Origin of the sequence: Streptomyces sp. NPDC057137, from assembly GCF_042670825.1 — a bacterium.
In the GTDB taxonomy this organism is placed as follows: Bacteria; Actinomycetota; Actinomycetes; order Streptomycetales; family Streptomycetaceae; genus Streptomyces.
On sequence record NZ_JBHUUW010000010.1, the window covers coordinates 91,283 to 116,166 of the forward strand.

Sequence of the window (24,884 nt, forward strand, 5' to 3'; positions counted from 1 at the left end):
CCGCCCCGCGTGCTGTCCAGGCCGATCAGGATCGGAGAAGCGTTGGCCACCTGGCCGCATTAGCGTGGCGGCCATGGACACCAGCGCCGGTCGGTCCGGACCGGGCGACCCGGCCGCACAGATGGAGACACGATGAGCAAGCCCACGAGAACGGGTACGAGGGCCGGAACGCGGGCGGGCTCGCAGGCGGGCGCGAAGCCGGGTACGTCGGCGGGGGACGGCGCCGGCATCCACGGCGTGATCCGGGTGCACGGCGCGCGCGTGAACAACCTCAGGGACGTCAGCGTCGAGATCCCGAAACGCCAGCTGACAGTCTTCACCGGCGTCTCCGGCTCGGGAAAAAGCTCACTGGTCTTCGGCACGGTCGCCGCCGAGTCGCAGCGCCTGATCAACGAGACGTACAGCACCTTCGTACAAGGCTTCATGCCGACGCTGGCGCGGCCCGAGGTCGACGTACTCGAAGGGCTGACCACCGCGATCATCGTCGACCAGCAGCGGATGGGCGCCGACCCCCGCTCCACGGTCGGCACCGCCACCGACGCCAACGCGATGCTGCGCATCCTCTTCAGCCGACTCGGCAAGCCGCACATCGGCTCGCCCGGCGCCTTCGCCTTCAACGTCGCGTCGGTGCGGGCGAGCGGTGCGATCACCGTCGAACGCGGCAACCGCAAGACCGTGAAGGCGACCTTCAGCCGTACCGGCGGCATGTGCACACGCTGCGAGGGCCGGGGCACGGTCTCCGACATCGACCTCACCCAGCTCTACGACGACTCCAAGTCGCTCGCCGACGGCGCGTTCACCATCCCCGGCTGGAAGTCGGACAGCTTCTTCACCGTGCGCGTCTACGCCGAGTCGGGCCTCCTCGACCCGCACAAGCCGATCCGCAGGTTCACGAAGAAGGAGATGGACGCCTTCCTCCACAGCGAGCCGACGAAAGTGAAGGTCGAGGGCGTGAACCTCACCTTCGAGGGACTGATCCCCAAGATCCAGAAGTCGTTCCTCTCCAAGGACCGGGAGGCGATGCAGCCGCACATCCGGGAGTTCGTGGACCGGGCGGTCACCTTCACCACCTGCCCCGAGTGCCACGGCACGCGGCTCAGCGAGGAGGCCAGATCCTCGAAGATCGGCGGCATCAGCATCGCCGACGCCTGCGCGATGCAGATCAGCGACCTCGCCGACTGGGTGCGCGCCCTGGACGAACCGTCGGTCGCGCCGCTGCTCCAAGCGCTGGGCGGGACCCTCGACTCCTTCGTGGAGATCGGACTCGGCTACCTCGGCCTCGACCGCGCGTCGGGCACGCTGTCGGGCGGCGAGGCGCAGCGCGTCAAGATGATCCGCCATCTCGGCTCCTCCCTCACCGACGTCACGTACGTCTTCGACGAGCCGACGATCGGCCTGCACCCCCACGACATCAGCCGCATGAACGACCTGCTGCTGAGGCTGCGCGACAAGGGCAACACGGTGCTCGTCGTGGAGCACAAGCCGGAGACGATCGCGATCGCCGACCACGTCGTCGACCTCGGCCCCGGCGCCGGTACGGCGGGCGGCACCGTCTGTTTCGAGGGCACCGTCGAGGGGCTGCGCACCGCCGGCACTGTCACCGGGCGGCACTTCGACGACCGGGCCGTTCTCAAGGAGACGGTGCGCGAACGCACCGGCACGCTGGAGATCCGCGGCGCGGCGACGCACAACCTGCGGGATGTCGACGTCGACATCCCGCTCGGCGTGCTCGCCGTCGTCACCGGGGTCGCGGGCTCCGGCAAGAGTTCGCTCGTGCACGGGTCGCTGGGCAAGGGTGCGGGCGGCGCCGGAGCGGATGTGGTGGCGATCGGACAGGGCGCGATCCGCGGCTCGCGCCGCAGCAACCCGGCGACGTACACCGGGCTCCTCGACCCGATCCGTAAGGCTTTCGCGAAGGCCAACGGCGTCAAGCCGGCGCTGTTCAGCTCCAACTCGGAGGGCGCCTGCCCCAACTGCAACGGCGCCGGCGTCATCTACACCGACCTGGCGATGATGGCCGGGGTCGCGACCGTCTGCGAGGAGTGCGAAGGCAAGCGGTTCCAGTCCTCGGTGCTGGACCACCACCTCGGCGGGCGCGACATCAGCGAGGTGCTCGCGATGTCGGTGGCCGAGGCCGAGGAGTTCTTCGGCGCGGGCGAGGCGCACACACCGGCCGCGCACCGCATCCTGCAACGGCTCGCCGACGTCGGGCTCGGCTACCTCACCATCGGCCAGCCCCTCACCACCCTGTCCGGCGGCGAGCGGCAGCGGCTCAAGCTGGCGACCCACATGGGGGAGAAGGGCGGCGTCTACGTCCTCGACGAGCCGACCGCCGGTCTGCACCTCGCCGATGTCGAGCAACTGCTCGGCCTGCTCGACCGGCTCGTCGATTCCGGCAAGTCGGTCATCGTGGTCGAGCACCACCAGGCGGTGATGGCGCATGCCGACTGGATCATCGACCTCGGCCCCGGCGCGGGACATGACGGCGGCCGGATCGTCTTCGAGGGGACACCCGCCGATCTCGTCGCGGACCGGTCCACGCTCACCGGCGAACACCTCGCGGCGTACGTGGGCGCCTGAGGCGGCCCCCCCCATCGAGTTCGGTCCGGACTGGCCCGTGTCGCTGTTGGGCCGAACGGGTGAGGAGCGGGAGGATGGCCGCATGCAGACACAGTGCGCGGGCGGGGTGATCCGGTGAGCAGGTACGGCGGTTACGACAGATACGACGCCACCGACGAGCAGTGGGAGGGCCTGGCTCAGGTCGTCCCGCTGCGGGGCCGCAACGAGTGGCCCTCGCGGGTCGACCACCGGGCGATCCCGGAGGACTACGCCGCCGAGCAGCGGCGATTCGTGGTCCTGCGGGTGCAGGTCTTCGCCGACGCGCGTGATGTCGCGGAGCATCTGATCGCGCAGATCCCGGTGCTGCTCGACCTGACCGGCGCCGACACGGACGTGGCCAAACGGATCCTGGACTTCAGCAGCGGCGTCGTCTTCGGGCTCGGCAGCGGCATGCACCGGGTCGACCGCAACGTCTTCCTCCTCGCGCCGGCCGGCACCGAGGTCGAGGGGATCGCCGCGGCGGCCGTCCAGCAGCCGTGACCTGGTACGGCCGCTACACCCGGCGTGCGCGACACTTCCGATGCAACTGATACATCTGGGTCCGTGACTGAACTTGATGTACAAGGATTGCAGCGCAGACTGGTGGAGTTCGCGGCGGCGCGGGAGTGGGAGCCGTACCACACACCGAAGAACCTGGCCGCGGCGCTGAGCGTCGAGGCGTCCGAACTGCTGGAGATCTTCCAGTGGTTGACGCCCGAGCAGTCGGCGCGGGTGATGGAAGCCCCCGGGTCGGCGCACCGCGTGCGGGACGAGGTCGCGGACGTGCTGGCGTATCTGCTGCAGTTCTGCGACGTGTTGGGGATCGACGCGCTGACCGCGCTCTCCGAGAAGATCGACCGGAACGAGCTGCGCTTCCCGCCGAGCGCCGACCGCTCCCAACCCCGGCAACCGCCGGCGCCGTCGGCGTCCACATCCGACTGATTCGTCACTCTGCGGAGTGAGCGAGTTATTCACAACCGGCTTCCTGTCCACAGATTTCCGAATTCCTCTGGTCTTTCTGTTGCCAACCCCTCACTCTGGGTAATGAGTAAGTGGGCAGGGTGTTCGACAGACGGGGACAGCCGGACAGATCGGACAGACGGAGACGGGGATGGCGAATGGACGCGGAAAGGCTCATCGGAGCCGGCCGGGTTGCCTTGGCCCGGAGCGGTGCGCCGCTGGAAATCGTGGCGGAGGCCTGGCAGGCGCAGGCGCTCGCCCAGGCGATCGGGGATCAACTGGCCCTGCACGGACCGCAGGAGCTGAGGACGGAGGCAAGAGGCCTCGCTGAGACGGGCGCGCGGGGCGGCGCGTCACCTGATCACCCTTCGCTGCGCGCCGGAGGGATACGGGCGGCACGGCTCTCGACGGTGATAGACCCGCGCAGTGCGTTGACCGGGCTCGGCGTGCTCCTCGGCGAGGTGGGGATCGCGCTGGTCTCGGTGGCCTGCGGGACGGACGAGGAAGGGCTGTACTGGCAGTGCATCGAGGCGATCGACGCGGCCGACGAATCGAACGACCGAGTGCTCGGCATGCTGCGCAAACTCACCGCGCAGGACGAGGTGCGGGAGCGGGATCGAGTGCGCGAGACGGAGAAGGAGAGGGGATGAGGCACCGGGCATGAACGGGCTGAGGATCGGCCCGACGATCGGGCTGACGTACGGGCCGACGATGGGGCCGACATTCGGCCCGGGGTGTGAAGGGCCGAGAGGGGAATGGGTGGGGCCCGGCGAGGAGGCGCGGCCGACGGGCGCTCGAAGGTGCAGGATGGATGCATGGATCTTCGAATCTTCACCGAGCCCCAGCAAGGGGCGAGCTACGAGACGCTGCTGATCGTCGCCAAGGCGACGGAAGACCTCGGCTTCGACGCCTTCTTCCGCTCCGACCACTATCTGCGGATGGGCTCCGCCGACGGCCTGCCCGGCCCCACCGACGCCTGGATCACACTGGCCGGTCTCGCGCGCGAGACCAAGCGGATCCGACTCGGCACCCTGATGACGGCAGGCACCTTCCGGCTGCCGGGCGTGCTCGCCATCCAGGTCGCGCAGGTCGACCAGATGTCGGGCGGCCGGGTCGAACTGGGCCTGGGCGCGGGCTGGTTCGAGGAGGAGCACAAGGCGTACGGAATCCCGTTCCCCAAGGAGAAGTTCGCCCGCCTCGAGGAGCAACTCGCCATCGTCACAGGGCTGTGGAGCACGCCGCCCGGCAAGACGTTCTCGTACGACGGGACGCACTACCAACTGGCCGACTCACCCGCGCTGCCCAAGCCGGCCCAGTCCAAGGTCCCGGTGCTGATCGGCGGCCACGGCGCGACGCGCACGCCGCGCCTCGCCGCGCAGTACGCGGACGAGTTCAACATCCCGTTCGCCTCGATCGAGGACAGCGAGAGGCAGTTCGGCCGCGTGCGGGACGCGGCGGTCAAGGCCGGACGGAAGGCCGACGACCTGGTGTATTCGACCGCGCTGGTCGCCTGCGTGGGCAGGACCGACGCGGAAGTGGCCCGCCGGGCCGCGTCCATCGGACGGGAGGTGGAGGAACTGAAGGCGAACGGACTCGCGGGCTCGCCCGCCGAGGTCGTCGACAAGATCGGTCGGTACGGAGCCATCGGCGCGTCCCGTATCTACTGCCAGATGCTGGACCTGGACGACCTCGACCACCTGGAACTGCTCTCCTCCCAGGTTCAGTCCCAGCTCGGCGCCGACCTGGTCGAGCAGTCCCCGCACTGAGCCGAGCTGTCCGCCGATCGAGGACAGGGAGGTGTCCGTGAAGCCCGTCCGCACACTCGCCGCCGCGCTCGCCCAGGGCAGCCTTGTCCTCGACGGCGGTCTCTCCGACCAACTGCGGGCGCAGGGCTGCGATCTGTCCGACGACCTGTGGTCGGCGCGGCTCCTGGACGACGGCCCGGAGCAGATCGAGGCGGCCCACGCCGCCTACGTACGGGCCGGCGCCCAGGTGCTGATCACCGCCAGCTATCAGGCGACGTACGAGGGCTTCGCCCGCCGGGGCGTCGGGCGGGACCGGGCGTCCGAGCTGCTGGCCGACAGCGTGGCTCTGGCCCGGCGGGCCGGGGCCGGGGTGGCGCGGGAGATCTGGGTCGCCGCGTCGGTCGGGCCGTACGGGGCGATGCTCGCGGACGGCGCCGAGTACCGGGGACGGTACGGGCTGTCGGTGCGGGAGTTGGAACGGTTCCACCGGCCGAGGATCGAGACGCTGGCCGCGGCCGGGCCGGACGTCCTGGCGCTGGAGACGGTGCCGGACACCGACGAGGCCGAGGCGCTGCTCAGGGCGGCCGAGGGATGCGGAGTGCCGGTCTGGCTCTCGTACACGATCGCGGGCGACCGTACGCGCGCCGGCCAGCCGCTGGCCGAAGCGTTCGCCCTGGCGGCGGAGGAGGATGACGTGATCGCGGTGGGCGTCAACTGCTGCGACCCGTCCGACGCGGACCGAGCCGTCCCGCTGGCGGCCTCGACCACACACAAACCGGTCGTGGTCTACCCGAACAGCGGCGAGACGTGGAACGCGACAACGAGGGGGTGGGTGGGGGAGGGGAGGGGGGAGGGGCCCCTCCCCTCGCCGTTCTCATCCGACCGCCTCCACGCCTGGCAGCGCGCCGGCGCCCGTCTCCTCGGCGGCTGCTGCCGCGTCGGCCCCACCCGGATCGCCGAGGTGGCGACCCTACTGGACGCGGAGAGGGCCGGTCCTTGACCGCCGTTGCCCGGGGGCGCTTCTCCGTTCGATCGGCCGGCTGTGGGATGACGGCCCGAACCACGCAGTCGTCTAGGTGCTTACAGAGTGCGCATGATGCGTAGCCACACTCCACAAGAACGACGGTCGGCCGGGATCACCCAGGGCACGGCGTGGCTGGCGTGACCCGTGAGGGTGTGGGTGCTGGTGTGAGCTGTGAGCCCGACCCCGCAGGCGCCCGACCCCGCAGGCGGCCGACCCCGCAGGCGGCCGAGCCCACGCCCGGCCGAGCCCACGCCCGGCCGGCCCCCACGCGCACCCCACCGAACACCGGGCGGTCCGCTGGGTGTGTCGCCGTAATCCGCTACCGGTACGGGCCGTCCGGCACACATACTCGGTCAGGTGTTCCTTACGATCAGTACGACCGGCACCCCTGAACGCCCCGCCACCGACCTCGGGTTTCTGCTGCACAAGCATCCCGACAAGGCGCAGACGTTCTCCACCTCCCACGGCACCGCGCATGTCCTCTACCCCGAGGCGTCCGCCGAGCGCTGTACGGCGGCGCTCCTGTTGGAGGTCGACGCGGTGGCCCTCGTCCGGCGCGGCAAGAACAAGGGGCGCGGGGGCGCGCCCGACGCGGCGCTCGCGCAGTACGTCAACGACCGTCCGTACGCCGCGTCGTCGCTGCTCGCCGTCGCCCTGAGCACCGTCTTCAAGAGCGCCCTGCGCGGTGTGTGCAAGGCGCTGCCCGAGCGTGCGGCCGAGCCGCTGCCGCTGCGGATCGAGGTGCCCGCCCTGCCCGCGCGCGGTGGCGCCGACCTGGTCCGCGGCCTGTTCGTGCCGCTGGGCTGGACGACGGTCGACGTGCGGCCGGTCGCGCTGGACGAGACGTTCCCCGCGTGGGGCGAGTCCCGCTACGTACAGCTCGTACTGGAGGGGGAGCTGCGACTCGCGGACGCGCTGCGGCAGTTGTACGTGCTCCTGCCGGTGCTCGACGACGCCAAGCACTACTGGGTCGCGCCCGACGAGGTGGAGAAACTGTTGCGGGCCGGTGAGGGCTGGCTGGCCGACCACCCGGAGCGGCAGCTCATCACCAGCCGTTATCTGAACCGCCGTTGGGGCCTGACCAGGGAGGCCACCGAACGGCTCGAACTGGTACGGCTCGCCGAGGCCGACGACATCGGCGTAGAGGCGATCGACAACGCCGTCGAGGACCCGGCACCGGAGGCCGATGACACCCCGGCGGAGAAGAAGACCGTCTCCCTCGCCGAGCAGCGCCGCGAGGCGATCCTCAGCGCCCTGCGCGACGCGGGCGCCGGCAGTGTGCTCGACCTCGGCTGCGGCCAGGGCCAGCTCGTTCAGGCGCTGTTGAAGGATGTGCGCTTCACAAAGGTGGTGGGTGTCGATGTGTCCGTACGCGCGCTCACCGTCGCCGCCCGCCGGCTCAAGGTGGAGCGGATGAGCGAGCGCCAGGCCGACCGCGTCGCGCTGATGCAGAGTTCGCTCACGTACACGGACAAGCGTCTCAAGGGGTACGACGCCGCCGTGCTCAGCGAGGTGATCGAGCATCTGGACCTGCCGAGGCTGCCCGCTCTGGAGTACGCGGTGTTCGGTACGGCGCGGCCCGCGACCGTCGTCGTGACGACGCCGAACGTCGAGTACAACGTCCGCTGGGAGACCCTGCCCGCCGGACATGTGCGCCACCGGGACCACCGCTTCGAGTGGACTCGCGCGCAGTTCCGCGCCTGGGCGGACAAGGTGGCGCTGCGCCACGGGTACGCCGTGCGGTATGTCCCGGTGGGGCCGGACGACCCCGAGGTGGGGCCGCCCACGCAGCTGGCCGTGTTCACCGTCGCCGCGACGGAGACGAAGAAGGAGGAGAAGGCCGCATGAGCAGCAACGAGACAGCGGACGAGACAGCGGACGAGACAGTGGAAGAGACCACTCCCGCCCGCGTCCTCCCCGTCACCGACCTCTCCCTCGTCGTCCTGATCGGCGCCACCGGCTCCGGCAAGTCGACCTTCGCGCGCACCCACTTCAAGCCCACCGAGGTCATCTCCTCGGACTTCTGCCGCGGCCTCGTCGCCGACGACGAGAACGACCAGGGCGCCAGCGGCGACGCCTTCGACGTGCTCCACTACATCGCGGGCAAGCGCCTCGCCGCCGGCCGGCGCACGGTCGTCGACGCCACCAACGTCCAGTTGGAGAGCCGCAGACAGCTCGTACGCCTCGCCCGGGAGCACGACGTGCTGCCCATCGCGATCGTCCTCGACCTGCCCGAGGCCGTCTGCGCCGAACGCAACGCCGCCCGCCCCGACCGGGCCGGCATGGCCCGCCATGTCATCAAACGCCACCAGCGGGAACTGCGCCGTTCGCTGCGCGGCCTCGAACGCGAGGGCTTCCGCAAGGTCCACGTCCTGCGAAGCGTCGAGGAGGTCGAGCGCGCCGAGGTCGTCACCGAGCGCCGCTACAACGACCTCACCCACCTCACCGGCCCGTTCGACATCATCGGCGACGTCCACGGCTGCCGCTCCGAGCTGGACACACTGCTGGCCGAGCTGGGTTACGCGGACGGCGACGGCGCCCACCCCGAGGGCCGCACGGCGGTCTTCGTCGGCGACCTCGTCGACCGCGGCCCCGACAGCCCCGGCGTGCTGCGCCGCGTGATGCGCATGGTCGGCGCGGGCAACGCGCTGTGCGTGCCGGGCAACCACGAGAACAAGCTCGGCCGCTGGCTCAAGGGCAGAAACGTCCAGGTCACCCATGGACTCGCGGAGACCGTCGAGCAGTTGGGGAAGGAGGACGACGCCTTCCGTGAGGAGGTGGGGACCTTCATCGACGGTCTCGTCAGCCACTACGTCCTGGACGGCGGCAAGCTTGTCGTCTGCCACGCCGGGCTGCCGGAGAAGTACCACGGCCGTACGTCGGGCCGGGTCCGTGCGCACGCGCTGTACGGCGACACGACGGGTGAGACCGACGAGTTCGGCCTGCCCGTCCGCTACCCGTGGGCCGAGGACTACCGGGGCCGGGCGGCCGTCGTGTACGGCCACACCCCCGTACCGAACACCTCCTGGATCAACAACACCATCTGCCTCGACACCGGCGCGGTCTTCGGCGGCAAGATGACGGCGCTGCGCTGGCCCGAGCGCGAGCTGGTCGACGTACCGGCGGAGCGTGTCTGGTACGAGCCGGCCAAGCCGCTCAACACGGAGGCGCCCGGCAGCCGCGAGGGCCGGCCGCTCGACCTCGCCGACGTGCACGGCCGGCGTGCCGTGGAGACCCGGCACATGGGCCGGCTCGCGGTGCGCGAGGAGAACGCGGCGGCGGCCCTGGAGGTCATGAGCCGCTTCGCGGTCGACCCGCGGCTCCTCGCGTATCTGCCGCCGACCATGGCACCGACCGCGACGTCCCGCGAGGAGGGCTATCTGGAGCACCCGGCCGAGGCCTTCGCGCAGTATCGCGACGACGGCGTGGCGCAGGTCGTGTGCGAGGAGAAGCACATGGGCTCGCGCGCGGTGGCGCTGGTCTGCCGCGACGCGTCCGTGGCGCGCGAGCGCTTCGGCATCGGCGACCCCGACGACCGCGGCGCACCGACGGGCGCGCTGCACACCCGTACCGGCCGCCCCTTCTTCGACGACCCGGCGGTCACCGAGGAGATCCTGGGCCGTCTCCGTACGGCCATCGGCGCCGCCGGTCTCTGGGACGAACTCGACACGGACTGGCTGCTGCTCGACGCCGAGCTGATGCCGTGGTCGCTGAAGGCCACCGGCCTTCTGCGCACCCAGTACGCGGCGGTCGGCGCGGCGGCGGGTGCCGTCTTCCCGGCCGTGACGGGCGCGCTCGAAGCGGCCGTCGGCCGGGGTGTCGACGTGGGCGCGCTGCTGGCCGTCCAGCGTGAACGGGCCACCGACGCGGCCGCGTTCACGGAGGCGTACCGCCGCTACTGCTGGGAGACGGACGGCCTTGAGGGCGTACGGCTCGCGCCGTTCCAGCTCCTCGCCGCGCGGGGCCGCAGCCTGGCCGCCGAACCGCACGACCGGCAGCTGGCCTGGATCGACCGGCTGACCGAGCACGACCCGACCGGTCTGCTCCAGGTCACCCGCCGCCTCGTCGTGGAGACGGGCGACGAGGAGTCGGTACGGGCCGGGGTCGACTGGTGGCTGGAGATGACCGGGCGCGGCGGCGAGGGCATGGTCGTCAAGCCGCTCCAGGCGCTCGTACGGAACGGCAGGAAGCTGGTCCAGCCGGGCATCAAGGTGCGCGGACGCGAGTACCTGCGGATCATCTACGGCCCCGAGTACACGCGGCCGGAGAATCTGGAGCGGCTGCGCGGCCGGTTCCTCGGTCACAAGCGGTCGTTGGCGCTGCGGGAGTACGCGCTGGGGCTCGAAGCGCTGGACCGGCTGGCGGACGACGAGCCGCTGTGGCGCGTGCACGAGGCGGTGTTCGCGGTGCTGGCGCTGGAGTCGGAGCCGGTGGACCCCCGGCTGTAGCCGCACGGGCGCCGGGGGTGGATCCGTGTTCGGTGCCTCGACGGGCGGTCAGTGGCTGCGCGCCGAGGCCCCGAACCGGGCCCGAAGATCCGCCGGCCAGGACCTGGCGTGCCGCCGGCCAGGACCTGGCATGCCGGCGGACACCCCCTAGCGTGCCAGGCCGGCCAGCTCCGTTCCCGCCAGGAGGAACGCCCCCACCCCGAAGTCCGCTGTCGAGTTGTACGTGATCGGCTGGCTCGACTCGGGCCGGTCTCCGACGTTCTGGACGTATCCGAGGAAACCGTCCGCGTGCACGGCCGTCGCCACCATCCCGTTCCAGGCGCGGGCGGCGACGGGCAGGTACGTCGCGGACGGTACGAGCCCTGCGGCAATCGCGTACGCGGCGCCGTAGGCGAAGAAGGACGTACCGCTGGTCTCCGGGCCGGGCAGATGCGCCGCGTCGCCGAGGTTGACGTTCCAGAAGCCGTCGGTGCGCTGGAGGGGCCCGAGTGTGGTGACGAGCCGGGTGAGGGTGTCGCGGTACTCGGGAACATTGGGCGCACCCGCGGGCAGTGCCTTGAGGACCTTGACATGGCCGGCCGCCACCCAGCCGTTGCCGCGTGACCACAGGACGGGCTTGCCGCTGGGGGAGAGGATCTTGCCGGGCAGGAAGCGGTCGTCGCGGTACCAGAGGCCACCGAGACCGGGGGCCCACAGTCCGGGGCCTCCTTGCACGCGCTTGGTGTGGTTGTAGAGGCGGTGGAGCTTGGTGGAGAAGGCGGTGTCGTTGCGCAGCTGGCCGAAACGGGCGAACGGCGGCATCGCCATGTGCAGCGCGTCGTCCCACCACCAGTCGTCGTTCTTGTTGGGCTGGTTGGTGATCATGCGGCGCAGCGTGTCCTCGGCCGCGGTGAGCTTGCGCGCCTCGGGCTCGACTTCGTGGAGGTCGAGATAGGTCTGGATGGCGTTGTGGTTGTCCGCGTGCCGGGTGGTGACGCCGCCGAGGATGCCGTAGTTGTGCTTCTCGGCCCAGGCGCGGGCGTAGTTGAGATAGCGGGCGTCGCGGGTGAGCCGGTACACGGCCATGAGCCCGCTGAAGAAGGTGGCACGGGCCCAGCCGTTGTTCCCCGAGTCGCCGTGCGTGCTGATCCAGTGATCGGTCACCCGGCGCAGCACAGCGATGATCTCGGCGCGGGAAGGCAACTGGGCGGAGGGCGGAGCGGCGTGCGCCGTGGGGGCGAGCAGGAGGGGCAGGGCGGGGGCGGCCAATGCCAGGGCGGCCCCCCGAACGATCAGTTGTCGTCTATCCATGTGAACAACCTCTCTCGGTCTTGGACTGAATATCGTGCAGGTCTAGACCTTGACGTGTCCATGGTGCGTAGTTGACTTTCCGAACGCGGCTCGGCATTCATATCCATACGAATCGTTCATTGGTATGAACTCGCCACCGGCCGAGAGGGACTTCCCTTTTCCCCGCGTGAACGGCGCCCGATCCGCGAGGATGGGGTCATGGGATTCCATGTCGACTCCGAGACCGGGCGGCTGCGCCGCGTCATACTGCACCGCCCAGACCTGGAGCTGAAGCGGCTCACCCCCAGCAACAAGGACGCGTTGCTCTTCGACGACGTGCTGTGGGTACGCCGCGCGCGCGAGGAGCACGACGGCTTCGCCGGCGTCCTGCGCGACCGGGGCGTGAAGGTCCATCTCTTCGGTGACCTGCTGCGCGAGTCGCTCGACATCCCGGTGGCGCGCGCGCTCGTCCTGGACCGTGTTTTCGACGAGAAGGAGTACGGCCCGCTCGCCACCGATCACCTCAGATCGGTCTTCGACGAGCTGCCGACCGGTGATCTGGTGGAGGCACTGGTCGGCGGGATGACCAAGCGGGAGTTCCTGGACAGCCACGCCGAGCCGACCTCCGTCCGCTTCCACGTCATGGACCTGGACGACTTCCTGCTCGACCCGCTGCCCAACCACCTCTTCACCCGCGACACCTCCGCCTGGATCTACGACGGCGTGTCCATCAACGCGATGCGCTGGCCGGCCCGGCAGCGCGAGACCGTCCACTTCGAGGCGATCTACCGGCACCACCCGCTCTTCACCGGCCCGGAGGCGGGGCCCTTCCATCACTGGTCGGAGGGGCAGGACGACTATCCCTCCACCATCGAGGGCGGTGACGTCCTGGTCATCGGTGAGGGCGCCGTGCTGATCGGGATGAGCGAGCGCACCACGCCGCAGGCCGTCGAGATGCTGGCGCGCGGAATGTTCGAGGCGGGCTCCGCCCGGACGATCGTGGCGCTCGACATGCCGAAGCGGCGCGCCTTCATGCACCTCGACACGGTGATGACGATGGTCGACCGCGACATCTTCACGCAGTACGCGGGCCTCGGCATGCTCCGCTCGTACACCATCGAGCCGGGCGCGGGCGGGAACGAGCTCAAGGTGACCGACCATCCGCCGGAGCACATGCACCGCGCGATCGCCGCCGCCCTGGGACTCGACGAGATCCGTGTCCTGACGGCGACGCAGGACGTGCACGCGGCCGCGCGTGAGCAGTGGGACGACGGCTGCAACGTGCTGGCCGTCGAGCCGGGGGTGGTCGTGGCGTACGAGCGCAACGCCACCACCAACACGTATCTGCGCAAGCAGGGGATCGAGGTGATCGAGATCCGGGGCAGTGAGCTGGGCCGGGGGCGGGGCGGGCCGCGCTGTATGAGCTGTCCGATCGAACGGGACGCGGTCTGACGGGAGTCGGTCTGACGGGACGCGGAGTCCTCCTTGGGCCGGGCCGCCCACGCCCCCTGTATATCAATACGGAAGGTCGTATATAGTTCCAAGGTCTCTGTATCGGTCCCCGTACAGGTCTCCGTATTCGCGACGCAGGAGCAGCCACATGGCGATACAACTCGCAGGCCGCCACTTCCTCAAGGAGCTCGACTTCACCGCCGAGGAGTTCCGGGGGCTGGTCGAGCTGGCCGCCGGGCTCAAGGCCGCGAAGAAGTCGGGCAACGAGGTGCAGCTCCTGCGCGGCAAGAACATCGCCCTGATCTTCGAGAAGGCGTCGACGCGTACGCGCTGCGCGTTCGAGGTGGCCGCCGCCGATCAGGGTGCCTCGACCACGTACATCGACCCGACCGGCTCGCACATCGGGAAGAAGGAGTCCGCCAAGGACACCGCGCGCGTGCTCGGCCGGATGTTCGACGGCATCGAGTTCCGTGGCGACGCGCAGGCGACCGTCGAGGAACTGGCCGCGTACGCCGGGGTGCCCGTCTTCAACGGGCTCACCGCCGACTGGCACCCGACGCAGATGCTCGCGGACGTGCTCACGATGACAGAGCACACCGACAAACAGCTGGAGCGGATCGCCTTCGCCTACCTCGGCGACGCCCGCTACAACATGGGCAACTCCTACCTGGTCACCGGTGCGCTGCTGGGCATGGACGTACGGATCGTCGCGCCCCGCGCCTACTGGCCGGCCGACGACGTCATCGCCCTCGCCCGCAAGTCCGCCGAGGTCAGCGGCGCCCGCATCACGCTCACCGAGTCGATCGCGGAGGGTGTCGGCGGCGCCGACTTCGTGGCCACCGACGTGTGGGTGTCGATGGGGGAGCCGCAGGAGATCTGGGACGAGCGCATCGCGGCCCTCGGGCCGTACAGCGTGACGATGGACGTGCTGAGCGCGACGGGGAATCCGGACGTGAAGTTCATGCACTGCCTCCCGGCCTTCCACGACCTGGGGACGGTCGTCGGGTGGGAGATCCACGAGCGCCACGGGCTCACGGAACTCGAAGTGACCGACGAGGTGTTCGAGTCCGCGCACTCCGTGGTCTTCGACGAGGCGGAGAACCGGCTGCACACGATCAAGGCCGTGCTCGTCGCGACGCTCGCCCCGGACCCGGTCACGCCGCGTGGTGCGGCGCGCTGACCTTCGCGGTGTCGGGCGCGTCATGGCCACGGTGTCGGGCGCGCTCGCGTCCACGGTGTCGGGCGTGCTCATGTCTACGGTGTCAGCGGGCTGACAGGGTGAACCAGACCGCCTTGCCCTGATCCGTCGGACGGTGACCGCAGTCGGCGCTCAGGGTACGTATCAGCAGCAGCCCCCGGCCGTGCTCCTGCCAGGGGTCGGGTACGCGGCCGGGCACCGGCGTCGACAGGTCGCCCGGCGGGCCCGGGTCGCCGTCGTGGACCTCGATCTGGCAGCCCGAGGGCAGCAGCTCGACCACCAGCTCGATGGGGACGTCCGGATTGGTGTGCTCGACGGCGTTGGCGACCAGCTCCGCCGTCAGCAGCTCCGCCGTGTCACTGTCCGCCGTCGGCCCGATGTCGGCCAGCGCCGCACGGATCAGGGCACGCGCCATCGGCACCGCAGCCGCGCTGTGCGGCAGTGTGATGCGCCAGGAGGCGGTGTCCGATGCTTTGTCGAGCAAGGCCGGGGATCCGTTCGGGACTGTGCGGGGGCCGTGAGGTCGCGAGCCGTAACGCGTGGGGTCTCGCGACACAGGTGGGCTTGAGCCCAACCTTACGGAGCGTGAGCGGCATGACAAGAGGCAGCGGACCGCCGGAAATGGGACCTCCGCCACTTATCGCCCGGGACCTTCGGCGGTGCCGGGCGGGATCTGGTGGGCCGGGCGTGGCCCACTCACGGGATCTGGTGGGCCGGGGGTGGCCCGCTCACGGCGTGGCGTACCGCATGGCGCACGGCATCGCGCACCGTATCGCGTACTCGTGACGGCAGTCACGGACGAGTGATACCTTTCTTGCGAAGGTCCGCCCAGCATCGAGCTGAAGGAGGCCGCACCCCATGAGCCCGTTCGCCGGTTCCACCCCCCGCACCGAGGAGTGGCGCCATCTGCGGCTGACGCGCGAGGACGGCGTCGCGACCGTCACCCTCGCCCGCCCCGACAAGCTCAACGCCCTCACCTTCGGCGCCTACGCCGACCTGCGCGATCTGCTCGCCGAGCTGTCCAGGGAGCGGTCCGTACGCGCCCTCGTCCTGGCGGGCGAGGGGCGCGGCTTCTGCTCGGGCGGCGACGTGGACGAGATCATCGGTGCCACGCTCTCCATGGACACCGCCCAGCTCCTCGACTTCAACCGGATGACCGGGCAGGTCGTCAGGGCCGTACGCGAATGCCCGTTCCCGGTGATCGCCGCCGTGCACGGGGTCGCCGCCGGTGCCGGCGCCGTCCTCGCGCTCGCCGCCGACTTCCGTATCGCCGACCCCACCGCGCGCTTCGCGTTCCTCTTCACCCGCGTCGGTCTCTCCGGCGGCGACATGGGCGCGGCGTATCTGCTGCCGCGCGTCGTCGGCCTCGGACACGCCACCCGGCTGCTGATGCTCGGCGAACCGGTGCGCGCGCCCGAGGCCGAACGCATCGGTCTCATCAGCGAGTTGACCGACGAGGGCGCCGCCGACACCCGCGCCGCCGAACTCGCCCGCCGGCTCGCCGACGGCCCGGCCCTCGCGTACGCGCAGACGAAGGCGCTGCTCACCGCCGAGCTGGACATGCCGCTCGCCGCGTCCGTCGAACTGGACGCCGCCACGCAGGCGTTGCTCATGAACGGCGAGGACTACGCCGAGTTCCACGCCGCCTTCACCGAGAAGCGGCCCCCCAAGTGGCAGGGCCGCTAGCCGTGTCGGGCGCGGGGACAGCCGCCGAGCCCCTGGCCGCCGAACCCCTGACTGCCGAGCCCCTGAAGGTCGCCGTCATCGGTGGCGGACCCGGCGGGCTGTACGCCGCCGTGCTGCTCAAGCGGCTCGACCCCCGGCGCGAGATAACCGTCTGGGAGCGCAACGCCCCCGACGACACCTTCGGCTTCGGGGTCGTCCTCTCCGACGAGACCCTGGGCGGCATCGAGCACGCCGACCCCGCCGTCCACGCCGCCCTGCGGGGCGAGTTCGTGCGCTGGGACGACATCGACATCGTCCACCGGGGCCGCACCCTGACCTCCGGCGGCCACGGCTTCGCCGCCCTCGGCCGCCGCCGGCTCCTGGAGATCCTGCACGAGCGCTGCGCGTCCTTGGGTGTACGGCTCCGCTTCCGCACCCAGGCACCGCCCGCCGCCGAACTCGCCGCCACCCACGACCTGGTGATCGCCGCCGACGGGGTGAACAGCCGCACCCGCGAGAGTCACGCCGATGTCTTCCGGCCCACCGTCACCACCGAGCGCTGCCGCTACATCTGGCTCGCCGCCGACTTCGCCTTCGACGCGTTCCGCTTCGAGATCGCCGAGACCGAACACGGTGTGATGCAGCTCCACGGCTACCCGTTCTCGGCAGACGCGAGCACCGTCATCGTCGAGATGCGCGAAGAGGTCTGGCGCGCGGCCGGGTTCGACACGCTCGACGAGCGGCAGTCCACCGAACAGTGCGCCAAGATCTTCGCCGACGCGCTCGGCGGGCGGGCGCTGCGGGCCAACAAGTCGTCCTGGACGGCGTTCCGCACGGTCGTCAACGAACACTGGAGCCACGGCAACACGGTCCTCATCGGCGACGCCGCCCACACCGCGCACTTCTCCATCGGCTCCGGCACGAAGCTCGCCGTCGAGGACGCACTGGCGCTCGCGGCATGCGTCGAGGAGCAGCCCGATCTGCCGGCCGCGCTCACCGCGTACGAGACCGAGCGGCGCCCCGTCGTGGAGTCGACGCAGCGCGCGGCGGCGGCGAGTCTGCGCTGGTTCGAGGAGCTGGCCACCTATGCCGACCAGCCGGCCCGGCAGTTCGCGTTCGGCCTTCTCACCCGCAGCCGCCGCGTCACCCACGACAATCTGCGGCTGCGCGACGCCGGGTTCACGGGGGCGGTGGAGGCGGACTTCGGCTGCGCGCCCGGTACGCCCCCGATGTTCACCCCCTTCCGGCTGCGCGGACTGACCTTGCGCAACCGGGTCGTGGTCTCGGCCATGGACATGTACGTCGCCGAGGACGGCGTTCCCGGCGACTTCCACCTCGTACACCTCGGGGCGCGCGCGCTCGGCGGGGCGGGGCTCGTGATGACGGAGATGGTGTGCGTCAGCCCGGAGGGCCGGATCACGCCGGGCTGCACCGGGCTCTGGACGGACGAACAGGGCGCGGCCTGGCGGCGGGTGACGGATTTCGTGCACAACGGCGCGCCCGCGGAGGCCGGTTCAGCTGAGGCCGGGGCCGGGGCCGGGGCCGGGGCCGCCATCGGTATCCAGCTCGGCCACTCGGGACGCAAGGGCTCCACCCGCCTCATGTGGGAGGGCATGGACCAGCCGCTGCCGGGCGCCAACTGGCCGCTGTCCGCCGCCTCGGCGCTGCCGTACCTAAGGGGCGTCAGCCAGGTCCCGCAGGCGCTCGACCGGGCCGGACTCACCGAGATACGCGAGCAGTTCGCCTCCGCGACCCGCCGGGCCGCCGACGCGGAGTTCGACCTGCTCGAACTCCACTGCGCCCACGGCTACTTGCTCTCCGGTTTCCTCTCCCCGCTGACCAACACCCGGACCGACACGTACGGCGGCGACCTCACAGGACGGCTCCGCTACCCGCTCGAAGTCTTCGACGCCGTACGGGAGTTGTGGCCGTCCGACCGGCCGATGACGGTCCGGATCTCCGCCACCGACTGGACCCCGGGCGGCAACACCGCCGAGGAGGCGATCGAGATCGCGCGCGCGTTCGCCGCGCACGGCGCCGACGCGATCGACGTGTCGACCGGGCAGGTGGTCCCCGAGGAACGCCCCGAGTTCGGCCGCTCCTACCAGACACCGTTCGCCGACCGGATCCGCAACACCCTCGGGGTCCCGGTGATCGCCGTCGGCGCCATCTCGTCCTGGGACGACGTCAACTCACTCCTGCTGGCGGGCCGCACGGACCTCTGCGCCCTGGCCCGCCCCCACCTCTACGACCCGCACTGGACCCTCCACGCGGCGGCCGACCAGGGCTACAGCGGCCCGGCCGCACCCTGGCCCCTGCCGTACCGCGCGGGCAGCCGCACACCCCCGACGGGCCGCACGGACGGTCCGAAGCCGAGGCTGACCCTCTCCTGACGTGAGTGGGCCCGAGTGGCCGGAGCGGGGTGTCAGGTCGACGTCAGGCACTCGTGGCACAGGCAGCCGCCCGGGTGCGGGACGCCCTCGTAGGTCTCCTGGCGGTAGAGCGCCGCGAGGCGTTCCAGGCCGGTCGCCCACTCCCGCGCCAGCTCCTCCGTGTGCCACTTGGTCCCGAGCTTGCCGGCCCGGCGCAGCACGGCCGGGGTGTGCACGAGCTTGGCCCGGAAGGTGTGCAGATGGCGGGTCGATGTGTCGATGGTGACCCAGTGGCCGGTGTTGCGGGCCTGGCCGACCGTGGTCAGCTCCATGTTGCCCATGCCGGCGTAGGTGGAGATCACGAACACGCGCGCGCCGCCCCGGTACGCCTTCGTGCCGGGGCGCAACTCCTGTCCGCCGTCGCCGTACCGCCGCCACCGCACGATGTTGGCGACGACCATCCACTGCGGTTCGGGTGCTTCTTCCATGCTCCGCATGATGACCGCGGACGGCCGGTCGAGTCATCCGATTTCAGGCTGGGTGTACGAACTCCGCCCCGGCGTCGCGCAGTTGGGTGTGCAGCGCCGTGAAGACCTCCGCCGAGCGTCCGCCCGGCCAGTCCGCCGGCAGCAGCTCCGTCGGCAACCCCGGGTCGGCGTAGGGAAGTTGGCGCCAGGAGTCGAGTGCCGGCAGATAGTCCCGGTAGGCGGACTCGGCCGCATCGGCGGCCGGGCCCTGTGTCTCCCAGCGCCGCAGCACCGGCTCGTGGGCGGCCAGGAACTCCTCATGCAGGGTGGCGATCTCCCCGAGGTCCCACCAGCGGCCCACCGCTTCCGCCGTCGCCGCGAAGCCCAGGTGTTCGCCGCGGAACAGGTCGACGTACGGGTCGAGTCGCAGCCGCTCCAGTGCGTGCCGCGTCTCCTCGTACAGATGGCCGGGTGCGATCCACACCCCCGGCGCGGCGGTACCGAAGCCCAGCCGGGCCAGCCGCGACCGCAGCAGATGGCGCTTGTGCCGCTCGGCCTCGGGGACGGAGAACACCGCGAGCACCCAGCCGTCCGACAGCCGGGGCGCGGGGCGGTCGTAGATGCGCCGGTCGCCGTCGTCGAGGAGTTGCCGCGCGTCGGCCGAGAGCGCGTACCCGGCCGCGCCCTCCGGTGTGCGCTCGGCGATCAGCAGCCCCCGGCGCTTGAGCCGCGACACCGACGACCGCACCGACGGCGCGTCGACCCCGAGCGCGCCGAGCAGCCGGACCAGCTCGGCCACGGCGAGCGGCGCGCCGTCCGGTGTCCGGCCGTACGCGCCGTAGAGGGTGACGATCAGGGATCGCGGGGTGTGCTGCTCGGCCACGTGATCACTCTAGGGCCTGTCCTCGAAGGCTAGGGCCTGTCCTCGAAGGGGCGCCGTCCGCCTGCGGGCGGGGTGCCTTCCGTGAGGACGAGTGCCAGCAGGCCCGGGAACCGCGCCTCGAATTCGGGCTGCCGCAGCCGGTTGAGCCTGCGTGCGCCCTTGTCCACCTGCTCCAGGAGCCCGGCGGCCCGCAGGACCGCGAAGTGGTGGCTTGCCGTCGCCTTCGAGACGGGCAGGTCGAACGTCCCGCATGCCCGGCTGAAATCCGGTTCACCGGCGCATTCGCGCAGGATCGAGCGCCGTACCGGATCGGCGAGGGCGTTGAGCGCGTCCTGCAGGGTCACGTCCTGCGGGTCGGCGTGGACCAGGTTTCTGGCACGGGGCGCGACCGGCTCGGCCATGGCGGAGCCCTCCTCGGCTTGACATGTTAGATCGCCATCGTACAGTGGCAAGTGTTCGATCGGAATCTAACTAAGGATCCAACCAAGTGGAGCGTGCCATGTCGGCGTCGATCAGCAGCGGGCCACGAGTGGCCGTGGTCACCGGAGCCAGCCGGGGAGCCGGCAAGGGCATCGCCCTCGCACTCGGGCAGTCGGGCGCGACCGTCTACGTGACGGGTCGCAGCCGGCAGTCGTCCGACTCGCCCTACGGCGGGACGGTCGCGGAGACCGCCGCGCTCATCGACGAAGCGGGCGGCCGAGGGGTCCCGGTGGCCGTCGACCACGCGGACGACGGCGCCGTGGCGGAACTGTTCGCCCGGATAGGGCGCGACCACGGCCGGCTCGACATCCTGGTCAACAACGCGGCCGCGGTGGTCAACACCATGTCCCCCGGCGGGTTCTGGGAGCAGCCGCTGGAGGCCGCCGATGTCATGGGGGTCGGCCTGCGGTCGCACTACGTCGCGAGCTTCCACGCCGCACCCCTGCTGATCGCCGGCGGCCGGGGCCTGATCGTGAACACCGGCCACTACGGCGCCGTGTCCTACCACCTCGGACCCGCCTACGGTGCCCAGAAGGCCGGCGCCGACAAGATGGCCGCCGACATGGCCAAGGACCTGCGCCCCCACCATGTCGCCGCCGTGTCGATTTGGATGGGCGGGCTGGACACCGAGCGCGCACGCGCGCACTTCGCGACACTGCCCCCTGAGGCCAGACCGACCACCAGGCGCGAGTCCCCGCAGTTCACCGGCCGGGTGATCGCGGCCCTCCACGCGTCCGACGACCTCATGCGGCTCTCCGGCAGGACGCTGATCGGCGCCGAACTGGGCGCGCACCTCGGTGTCACCGACATCGACGGCAGCGCCCCGCTGTCCCTGCGGTACACCCTGGGCGGACCACCCGAACTCCACCCCAGCCTGTACTGAGCCCCCGGCCCGCGCCGAGATCCCGCTCAGGCGACCGGCCGCAGCCGGAAACGCTGGAGTTTGCCCGTCGGGGTACGGGGGAGCGCGTCCAGGAACTCGAAGACGCGCGGGCATTTGTACGGCACCAGCCGGGACGTGACGAACGCGCGCAGCGCCTCCCGTGTCTCCTCGCCCGGCCGTACGCCCTCGCGCAGCACGACGTACGCCGCCACGATCTGGCCCCTCAGCTCGTCGGGGTGGCCCACGACCGCCGCCTCCGTCACATCGGGGTGGGCCAGCAGCGCCTCCTCGACCTGGGGGCCCGCGATGTTGTACCCGGCCGAGATGATCATGTCGTCGGCGCGCGCGACGTAGCGGAAGTAGCCGTCCGGCTCCCGTACATAGGTGTCGCCGGTGAGGTTCCAGCCGTCGCGTACGTAGACCGACTGGCGCGGATCGGAGAGATAGCGGCAGCCCACCGGGCCGCGTACGGCCAGCAGTCCCGCCTCCCCGTCGGGCAGCGGGTCGCCGGACTCGTCCACGACGCGCGCCTCCCAGCCGGGCACCGGCACGCCCGTCGTACCGGGCCGGACCGCCTCGTCGGCGGCCGAGATGAAGATGTGCAGCAGCTCCGTCGCGCCGATGCCGTTGATGACGCGGATCCCGGTCCGGTCGTACCAGTCCTGCCAGGTGGCGGCGGGCAGATTCTCCCCGGCGGACACGCAGCGGCGCAGACCGGAGATGTCATAGGTCCCCGCGCTCCCCGCGGCCTCCGCGGCGCCGAGTTCGTTCAGCATCACGCGGTACGCCGTCGGCGCCGTGAACAGCACCGACACCCCGCGCTCGGCGACAGCCGCCAACAGCTGCTTGGGACCCGCCTGTTCGAGCAGCAGCGTCGACGCGCCCGCCCGCATCGGGAAGACGACCAGGCCGCCGAGCCCGAAGGTGAAGCCGAGCGGCGGACTGCCGGCGAACACGTCGTCCGGCTCCGGGCGCAGCACATGGCGCGAGAACGTGTCTGCGATGGAGAGCACGTCGCGGTGGAAGTGCATACAGCCCTTGGGCCGCCCCGTGGTCCCCGAGGTGAACGCGATGAGCGCGACGTCGTCGGCCGCCGTCTCCACCGCCTCGTACCGCTCCGGCTTCCCCGCCGCCAGCCGCAGCAGGTCGTCCGGCGCGTCCCCTCCGTACGTCGCGACGCGCAGCCCCGGCACCTCCGCCGTGACCAGTTCGTCCACCGACCGGATGTCACAGAGCGCGTGCCCGACCCGCGCGATCTCGCACATCGTGGCCAGCTCCCGCGCCCGCTGCTGGGCGAGCACCGTCACCGCCACCCCGCCCGCCTTCAGCACGGCGAGCCAGCACGCGGCCAGCCATGGTGTCGTCGGGCCGCGCAGCAGGACCCGGTTGCCCGGCACCACGCCCAGGTCGGAGGTCAGGACGTGCGCGATCCGGTCGACGTGGGTGCGCAGTTGGCCGTACGACCAGCTGTCACCGGACGGGAGATGGAAGACGGGGCGGTCGGCGCCGAAGCGCTCCACCGTGCGGTCGAGCAGTTCGACGGCGCAGTTGAGCCGGTCGGGCCCGCGCAGTTCGGGCGGGTCGAAGACCAGCTCCGGCCACTGCTCGGCCGGCGGCAGATGGTCGCGCGGAAAAGTGTCGCGGTGCGCCGAGGGTGTGAGAACCGCCGGTGTCAGCTCCATCGTTCGCCCCCTTGTGGGGTGGCTTGGTGGCCTTGTGCATCGAGCGTATCGTGTAGGTGACGACAGTCAACAGTCCGCGATAGACGCGATTCAAGTGAGGGCCCGGATGCCCGTATTCTCGCTCGATCCGGCACAAAAGTCCTGGTGCGACGAGCTGCGCGCCGTCGCCGCCGACCGGCTGCGCCCACTCGCCGAGAAGGGCGAGCCGGGCCGGATCAACCGCCCGCTGGTCGCCGCCCTCGGTGAGCTGGGGCTCCTCGACCGCATGCTGACCGCCGGAGCGCTCGATCTCTGCCTGCTGCGCGAGTCCCTGGCCCACGGCAGTACGGAGGCGGAGACCGCGCTCGCCCTCCAGGGCCTCGGCAGCTACCCCGTCGTCCAGGCCGGCACCGAGGAACAACGGGCGCGCTGGCTGCCCGAGGTGGCGGCGGGCCGCGCCGTGGCCGCGTTCGCGCTCAGCGAGCCGGGCGCCGGATCCGACGCGGCGGCCCTCGCGCTCAGCGCCGTACCGGAGAAGGGCGCGGCCGGCGGGTGGCTGCTCACCGGCGAGAAGCGCTGGATCTCCAACGCGCCCGAGGCCGACTTCTACACCGTCTTCGCCCGGACGACCCCGGGCGCCGGCGCGCGCGGCGTCACCGCGTTCCTCGTCCCCGCCGACCGGCCGGGACTGACCGGCTCGCCGATCGAGATGCTCTCACCGCACCCCATCGGCGCCCTGGCCTTCGACTCCGTACCCGTGAGCGCCGCCGACGTCCTCGGCGAGGTGGACGCGGGCTTCCGCGTCGCCATGAACACCCTCAACCTCTTCCGCCCGAGCGTCGGAGCCTTCGCCGTCGGCATGGCGGGCGCCGCTCTCGAAGCGACCCTCCTGCACACCGCCGACCGCACGGCCTTCGGCGGCCCGCTCAAGGACCTCCAGTCCGTCGCCCACCAGGTGGCGGAGATGGCGACGCGTACGGAGGCGGCCCGGCTGCTGGTGTACGCGGCGGCCGAGGCGTACGACTCCGGGGCGCCGGACGTGCCGCGCCGCTCCGCGATGGCGAAGCTGTTCGCGACGGAGACCGCGCAGTACGTGGTCGACGCCGCCGTCCAACTGCACGGCGCCCGCGCCCTCCAACGCGGCCACCTGCTGGAGCACCTCTACCGCGAGGTCCGCGCGCCCCGTATCTACGAGGGCGCGACCGAGGTCCAACGCACCATCATCGCCAAGGAGTTGTACGGATGAGCCTGGAGCGGACCAACCCCGCGGAACTCGCCCCGCCCACCGGTTTCTCGCACGCGGTGAGCGTGACGGCGACGGAAGGCCGACTGGTGTTCCTGGCCGGCCAGACCGCGCTCGACCCGGCCGGCGAGGTCGTGGGGGAGACCCTGGTCGAGCAGTTCGAGACGGCGCTCGGCAACCTCCTCGCCGCGCTGGCGGCGACGGGCGGCACTCCGGACCATCTCGCGCGCGTCACCATCTACGCCACCGATGTCGCGGACTACCGGGCGCACGCCGCCGAACTGGGCCGGGTGTGGCGGCGGCTCGCCGGCCGCGACTACCCGGCGATGGCGCTGATCGGCGCGGTCAGACTCTGGGACGAGAGCGCGCTGGTGGAGCTGGACGGCATCGCGATGGTGCCCTGACGCACACAGGGAAGTTGAGTAAAGGTTCAGTAATCCGACGCCAACTCCCTTACCCACAGCCACGAAATATGCTTGACCGGTCTATGGACCGGACCACGTGACCGCCTCTACGTTGAGCGGCACGCCGTCCGA

General features: G+C 71.1%; 21 protein-coding genes. 15 read left to right on the top strand and 6 right to left on the bottom strand.

Features of this window, described 5'->3' with window-relative positions; translation table 11 throughout:
- Nucleotides 1–132 precede the first annotated feature (132 nt).
- The 8 genes from ACFT9I_RS11440 (at nt 133) to ACFT9I_RS11475 (ending at nt 10,775) form a co-directional block, all read left to right on the top strand.
- On the top strand, nt 133–2,580 hold the full coding sequence (locus ACFT9I_RS11440; protein WP_382563054.1) for an ATP-binding cassette domain-containing protein: 2,448 nt from the start codon (nt 133–135) through the stop codon (nt 2,578–2,580).
- 114 nt (nt 2,581–2,694) lie between these two features.
- Complete coding sequence (locus ACFT9I_RS11445; RefSeq protein WP_382563056.1) at nt 2,695–3,099, top strand: cell division protein SepF; 405 nt, start codon at nt 2,695–2,697, stop codon at nt 3,097–3,099.
- A gap of 63 nt (nt 3,100–3,162) precedes the next feature.
- Entirely contained in the window at nt 3,163–3,540 is a 378-nt protein-coding gene (locus ACFT9I_RS11450) for a nucleotide pyrophosphohydrolase (protein WP_382563057.1), read from the top strand.
- 176 nt (nt 3,541–3,716) lie between these two features.
- Nucleotides 3,717–4,208: a DUF6099 family protein gene (locus tag ACFT9I_RS11455; RefSeq protein ID WP_382563059.1), complete on the top strand. Its 492-nt coding sequence runs from the start codon at nt 3,717–3,719 to the stop codon at nt 4,206–4,208.
- Between the two features lie 165 nt (nt 4,209–4,373).
- A complete protein-coding gene (locus tag ACFT9I_RS11460) occupies nt 4,374–5,324 on the top strand; it encodes an LLM class F420-dependent oxidoreductase (protein ID WP_382563060.1) in 951 nt (316 codons plus the stop codon).
- A gap of 37 nt (nt 5,325–5,361) precedes the next feature.
- Nucleotides 5,362–6,303 carry a homocysteine S-methyltransferase gene (gene mmuM / locus ACFT9I_RS11465; RefSeq protein ID WP_382563062.1) on the top strand — a complete coding sequence of 314 codons (942 nt, stop codon included), beginning with the start codon at nt 5,362–5,364 and terminating at the stop codon, nt 6,301–6,303.
- Nucleotides 6,304–6,684: 381 nt separating this feature from the next.
- Nucleotides 6,685–8,175, top strand: a complete 1,491-nt coding sequence (locus tag ACFT9I_RS11470) for a 3' terminal RNA ribose 2'-O-methyltransferase Hen1 (protein WP_382563064.1) — start codon at nt 6,685–6,687, stop codon at nt 8,173–8,175.
- A complete protein-coding gene (locus tag ACFT9I_RS11475; protein ID WP_382563065.1) occupies nt 8,172–10,775 on the top strand; it encodes a polynucleotide kinase-phosphatase in 2,604 nt (867 codons plus the stop codon). Before ACFT9I_RS11470 ends, ACFT9I_RS11475 begins: the two co-directional genes overlap by 4 nt.
- A 147-nt stretch (nt 10,776–10,922) precedes the next feature.
- On the opposite strand, the gene ACFT9I_RS11480 is transcribed toward ACFT9I_RS11475, so the two are convergent.
- Nucleotides 10,923–12,065, bottom strand: a complete 1,143-nt coding sequence (locus ACFT9I_RS11480; protein ID WP_382563066.1) for a glycoside hydrolase family 88 protein — start codon at nt 12,063–12,065, stop codon at nt 10,923–10,925.
- A gap of 198 nt (nt 12,066–12,263) precedes the next feature.
- Here ACFT9I_RS11480 and ACFT9I_RS11485 point away from each other — a divergent pair, with 198 nt between their 5' ends.
- Nucleotides 12,264–13,496, top strand: coding sequence for an arginine deiminase (locus ACFT9I_RS11485; protein WP_382563067.1), 1,233 nt, complete (start codon nt 12,264–12,266; stop codon nt 13,494–13,496).
- Between the two features lie 148 nt (nt 13,497–13,644).
- Complete coding sequence (gene argF / locus ACFT9I_RS11490; RefSeq protein ID WP_382563069.1) at nt 13,645–14,676, top strand: ornithine carbamoyltransferase; 1,032 nt, start codon at nt 13,645–13,647, stop codon at nt 14,674–14,676.
- Nucleotides 14,677–14,758: 82 nt separating this feature from the next.
- On the opposite strand, the gene ACFT9I_RS11495 is transcribed toward argF, so the two are convergent.
- Nucleotides 14,759–15,178: an ATP-binding protein gene (locus tag ACFT9I_RS11495; protein ID WP_382563070.1), complete on the bottom strand. Its 420-nt coding sequence runs from the start codon at nt 15,176–15,178 to the stop codon at nt 14,759–14,761.
- 374 nt (nt 15,179–15,552) lie between these two features.
- On the opposite strand from ACFT9I_RS11495, the gene ACFT9I_RS11500 reads away from it, so the two are divergent.
- Complete coding sequence (locus ACFT9I_RS11500; RefSeq protein ID WP_382563072.1) at nt 15,553–16,380, top strand: enoyl-CoA hydratase family protein; 828 nt, start codon at nt 15,553–15,555, stop codon at nt 16,378–16,380.
- A gap of 32 nt (nt 16,381–16,412) precedes the next feature.
- Nucleotides 16,413–18,752 carry a bifunctional salicylyl-CoA 5-hydroxylase/oxidoreductase gene (locus ACFT9I_RS11505; protein WP_382563231.1) on the top strand — a complete coding sequence of 780 codons (2,340 nt, stop codon included), beginning with the start codon at nt 16,413–16,415 and terminating at the stop codon, nt 18,750–18,752.
- Nucleotides 18,753–18,784: 32 nt separating this feature from the next.
- Here ACFT9I_RS11505 and ACFT9I_RS11510 read toward each other — a convergent pair whose 3' ends face one another.
- Genes ACFT9I_RS11510 through ACFT9I_RS11520 form a run of 3 tightly spaced genes read right to left on the bottom strand, consistent with a single transcriptional unit; the run spans nt 18,785 to nt 20,482 of the window.
- Nucleotides 18,785–19,219, bottom strand: a complete 435-nt coding sequence (locus ACFT9I_RS11510) for a hypothetical protein (RefSeq protein ID WP_382563074.1) — start codon at nt 19,217–19,219, stop codon at nt 18,785–18,787.
- Between the two features lie 43 nt (nt 19,220–19,262).
- Nucleotides 19,263–20,081 (bottom strand): PaaX family transcriptional regulator C-terminal domain-containing protein, encoded by an 819-nt coding sequence (locus tag ACFT9I_RS11515; RefSeq protein WP_382563076.1) that lies wholly within the window; start codon nt 20,079–20,081, stop codon nt 19,263–19,265.
- Between the two features lie 29 nt (nt 20,082–20,110).
- Nucleotides 20,111–20,482, bottom strand: coding sequence for an ArsR/SmtB family transcription factor (locus ACFT9I_RS11520; protein WP_382563077.1), 372 nt, complete (start codon nt 20,480–20,482; stop codon nt 20,111–20,113).
- 86 nt (nt 20,483–20,568) lie between these two features.
- Between ACFT9I_RS11520 and ACFT9I_RS11525 the strand changes: the two genes are divergently transcribed.
- Entirely contained in the window at nt 20,569–21,444 is an 876-nt protein-coding gene (locus tag ACFT9I_RS11525; RefSeq protein ID WP_382563079.1) for an SDR family NAD(P)-dependent oxidoreductase, read from the top strand.
- A 26-nt stretch (nt 21,445–21,470) separates the two neighbouring features.
- Here ACFT9I_RS11525 and ACFT9I_RS11530 read toward each other — a convergent pair whose 3' ends face one another.
- Nucleotides 21,471–23,126 (bottom strand): AMP-binding protein, encoded by a 1,656-nt coding sequence (locus tag ACFT9I_RS11530; protein WP_382563081.1) that lies wholly within the window; start codon nt 23,124–23,126, stop codon nt 21,471–21,473.
- Between the two features lie 106 nt (nt 23,127–23,232).
- On the opposite strand from ACFT9I_RS11530, the gene ACFT9I_RS11535 reads away from it, so the two are divergent.
- Nucleotides 23,233–24,351, top strand: a complete 1,119-nt coding sequence (locus ACFT9I_RS11535) for an acyl-CoA dehydrogenase family protein (protein WP_382563083.1) — start codon at nt 23,233–23,235, stop codon at nt 24,349–24,351.
- Nucleotides 24,348–24,752: a RidA family protein gene (locus ACFT9I_RS11540; protein WP_382563084.1), complete on the top strand. Its 405-nt coding sequence runs from the start codon at nt 24,348–24,350 to the stop codon at nt 24,750–24,752. Before ACFT9I_RS11535 ends, ACFT9I_RS11540 begins: the two co-directional genes overlap by 4 nt.
- Nucleotides 24,753–24,884: the final 132 nt, after the last annotated feature.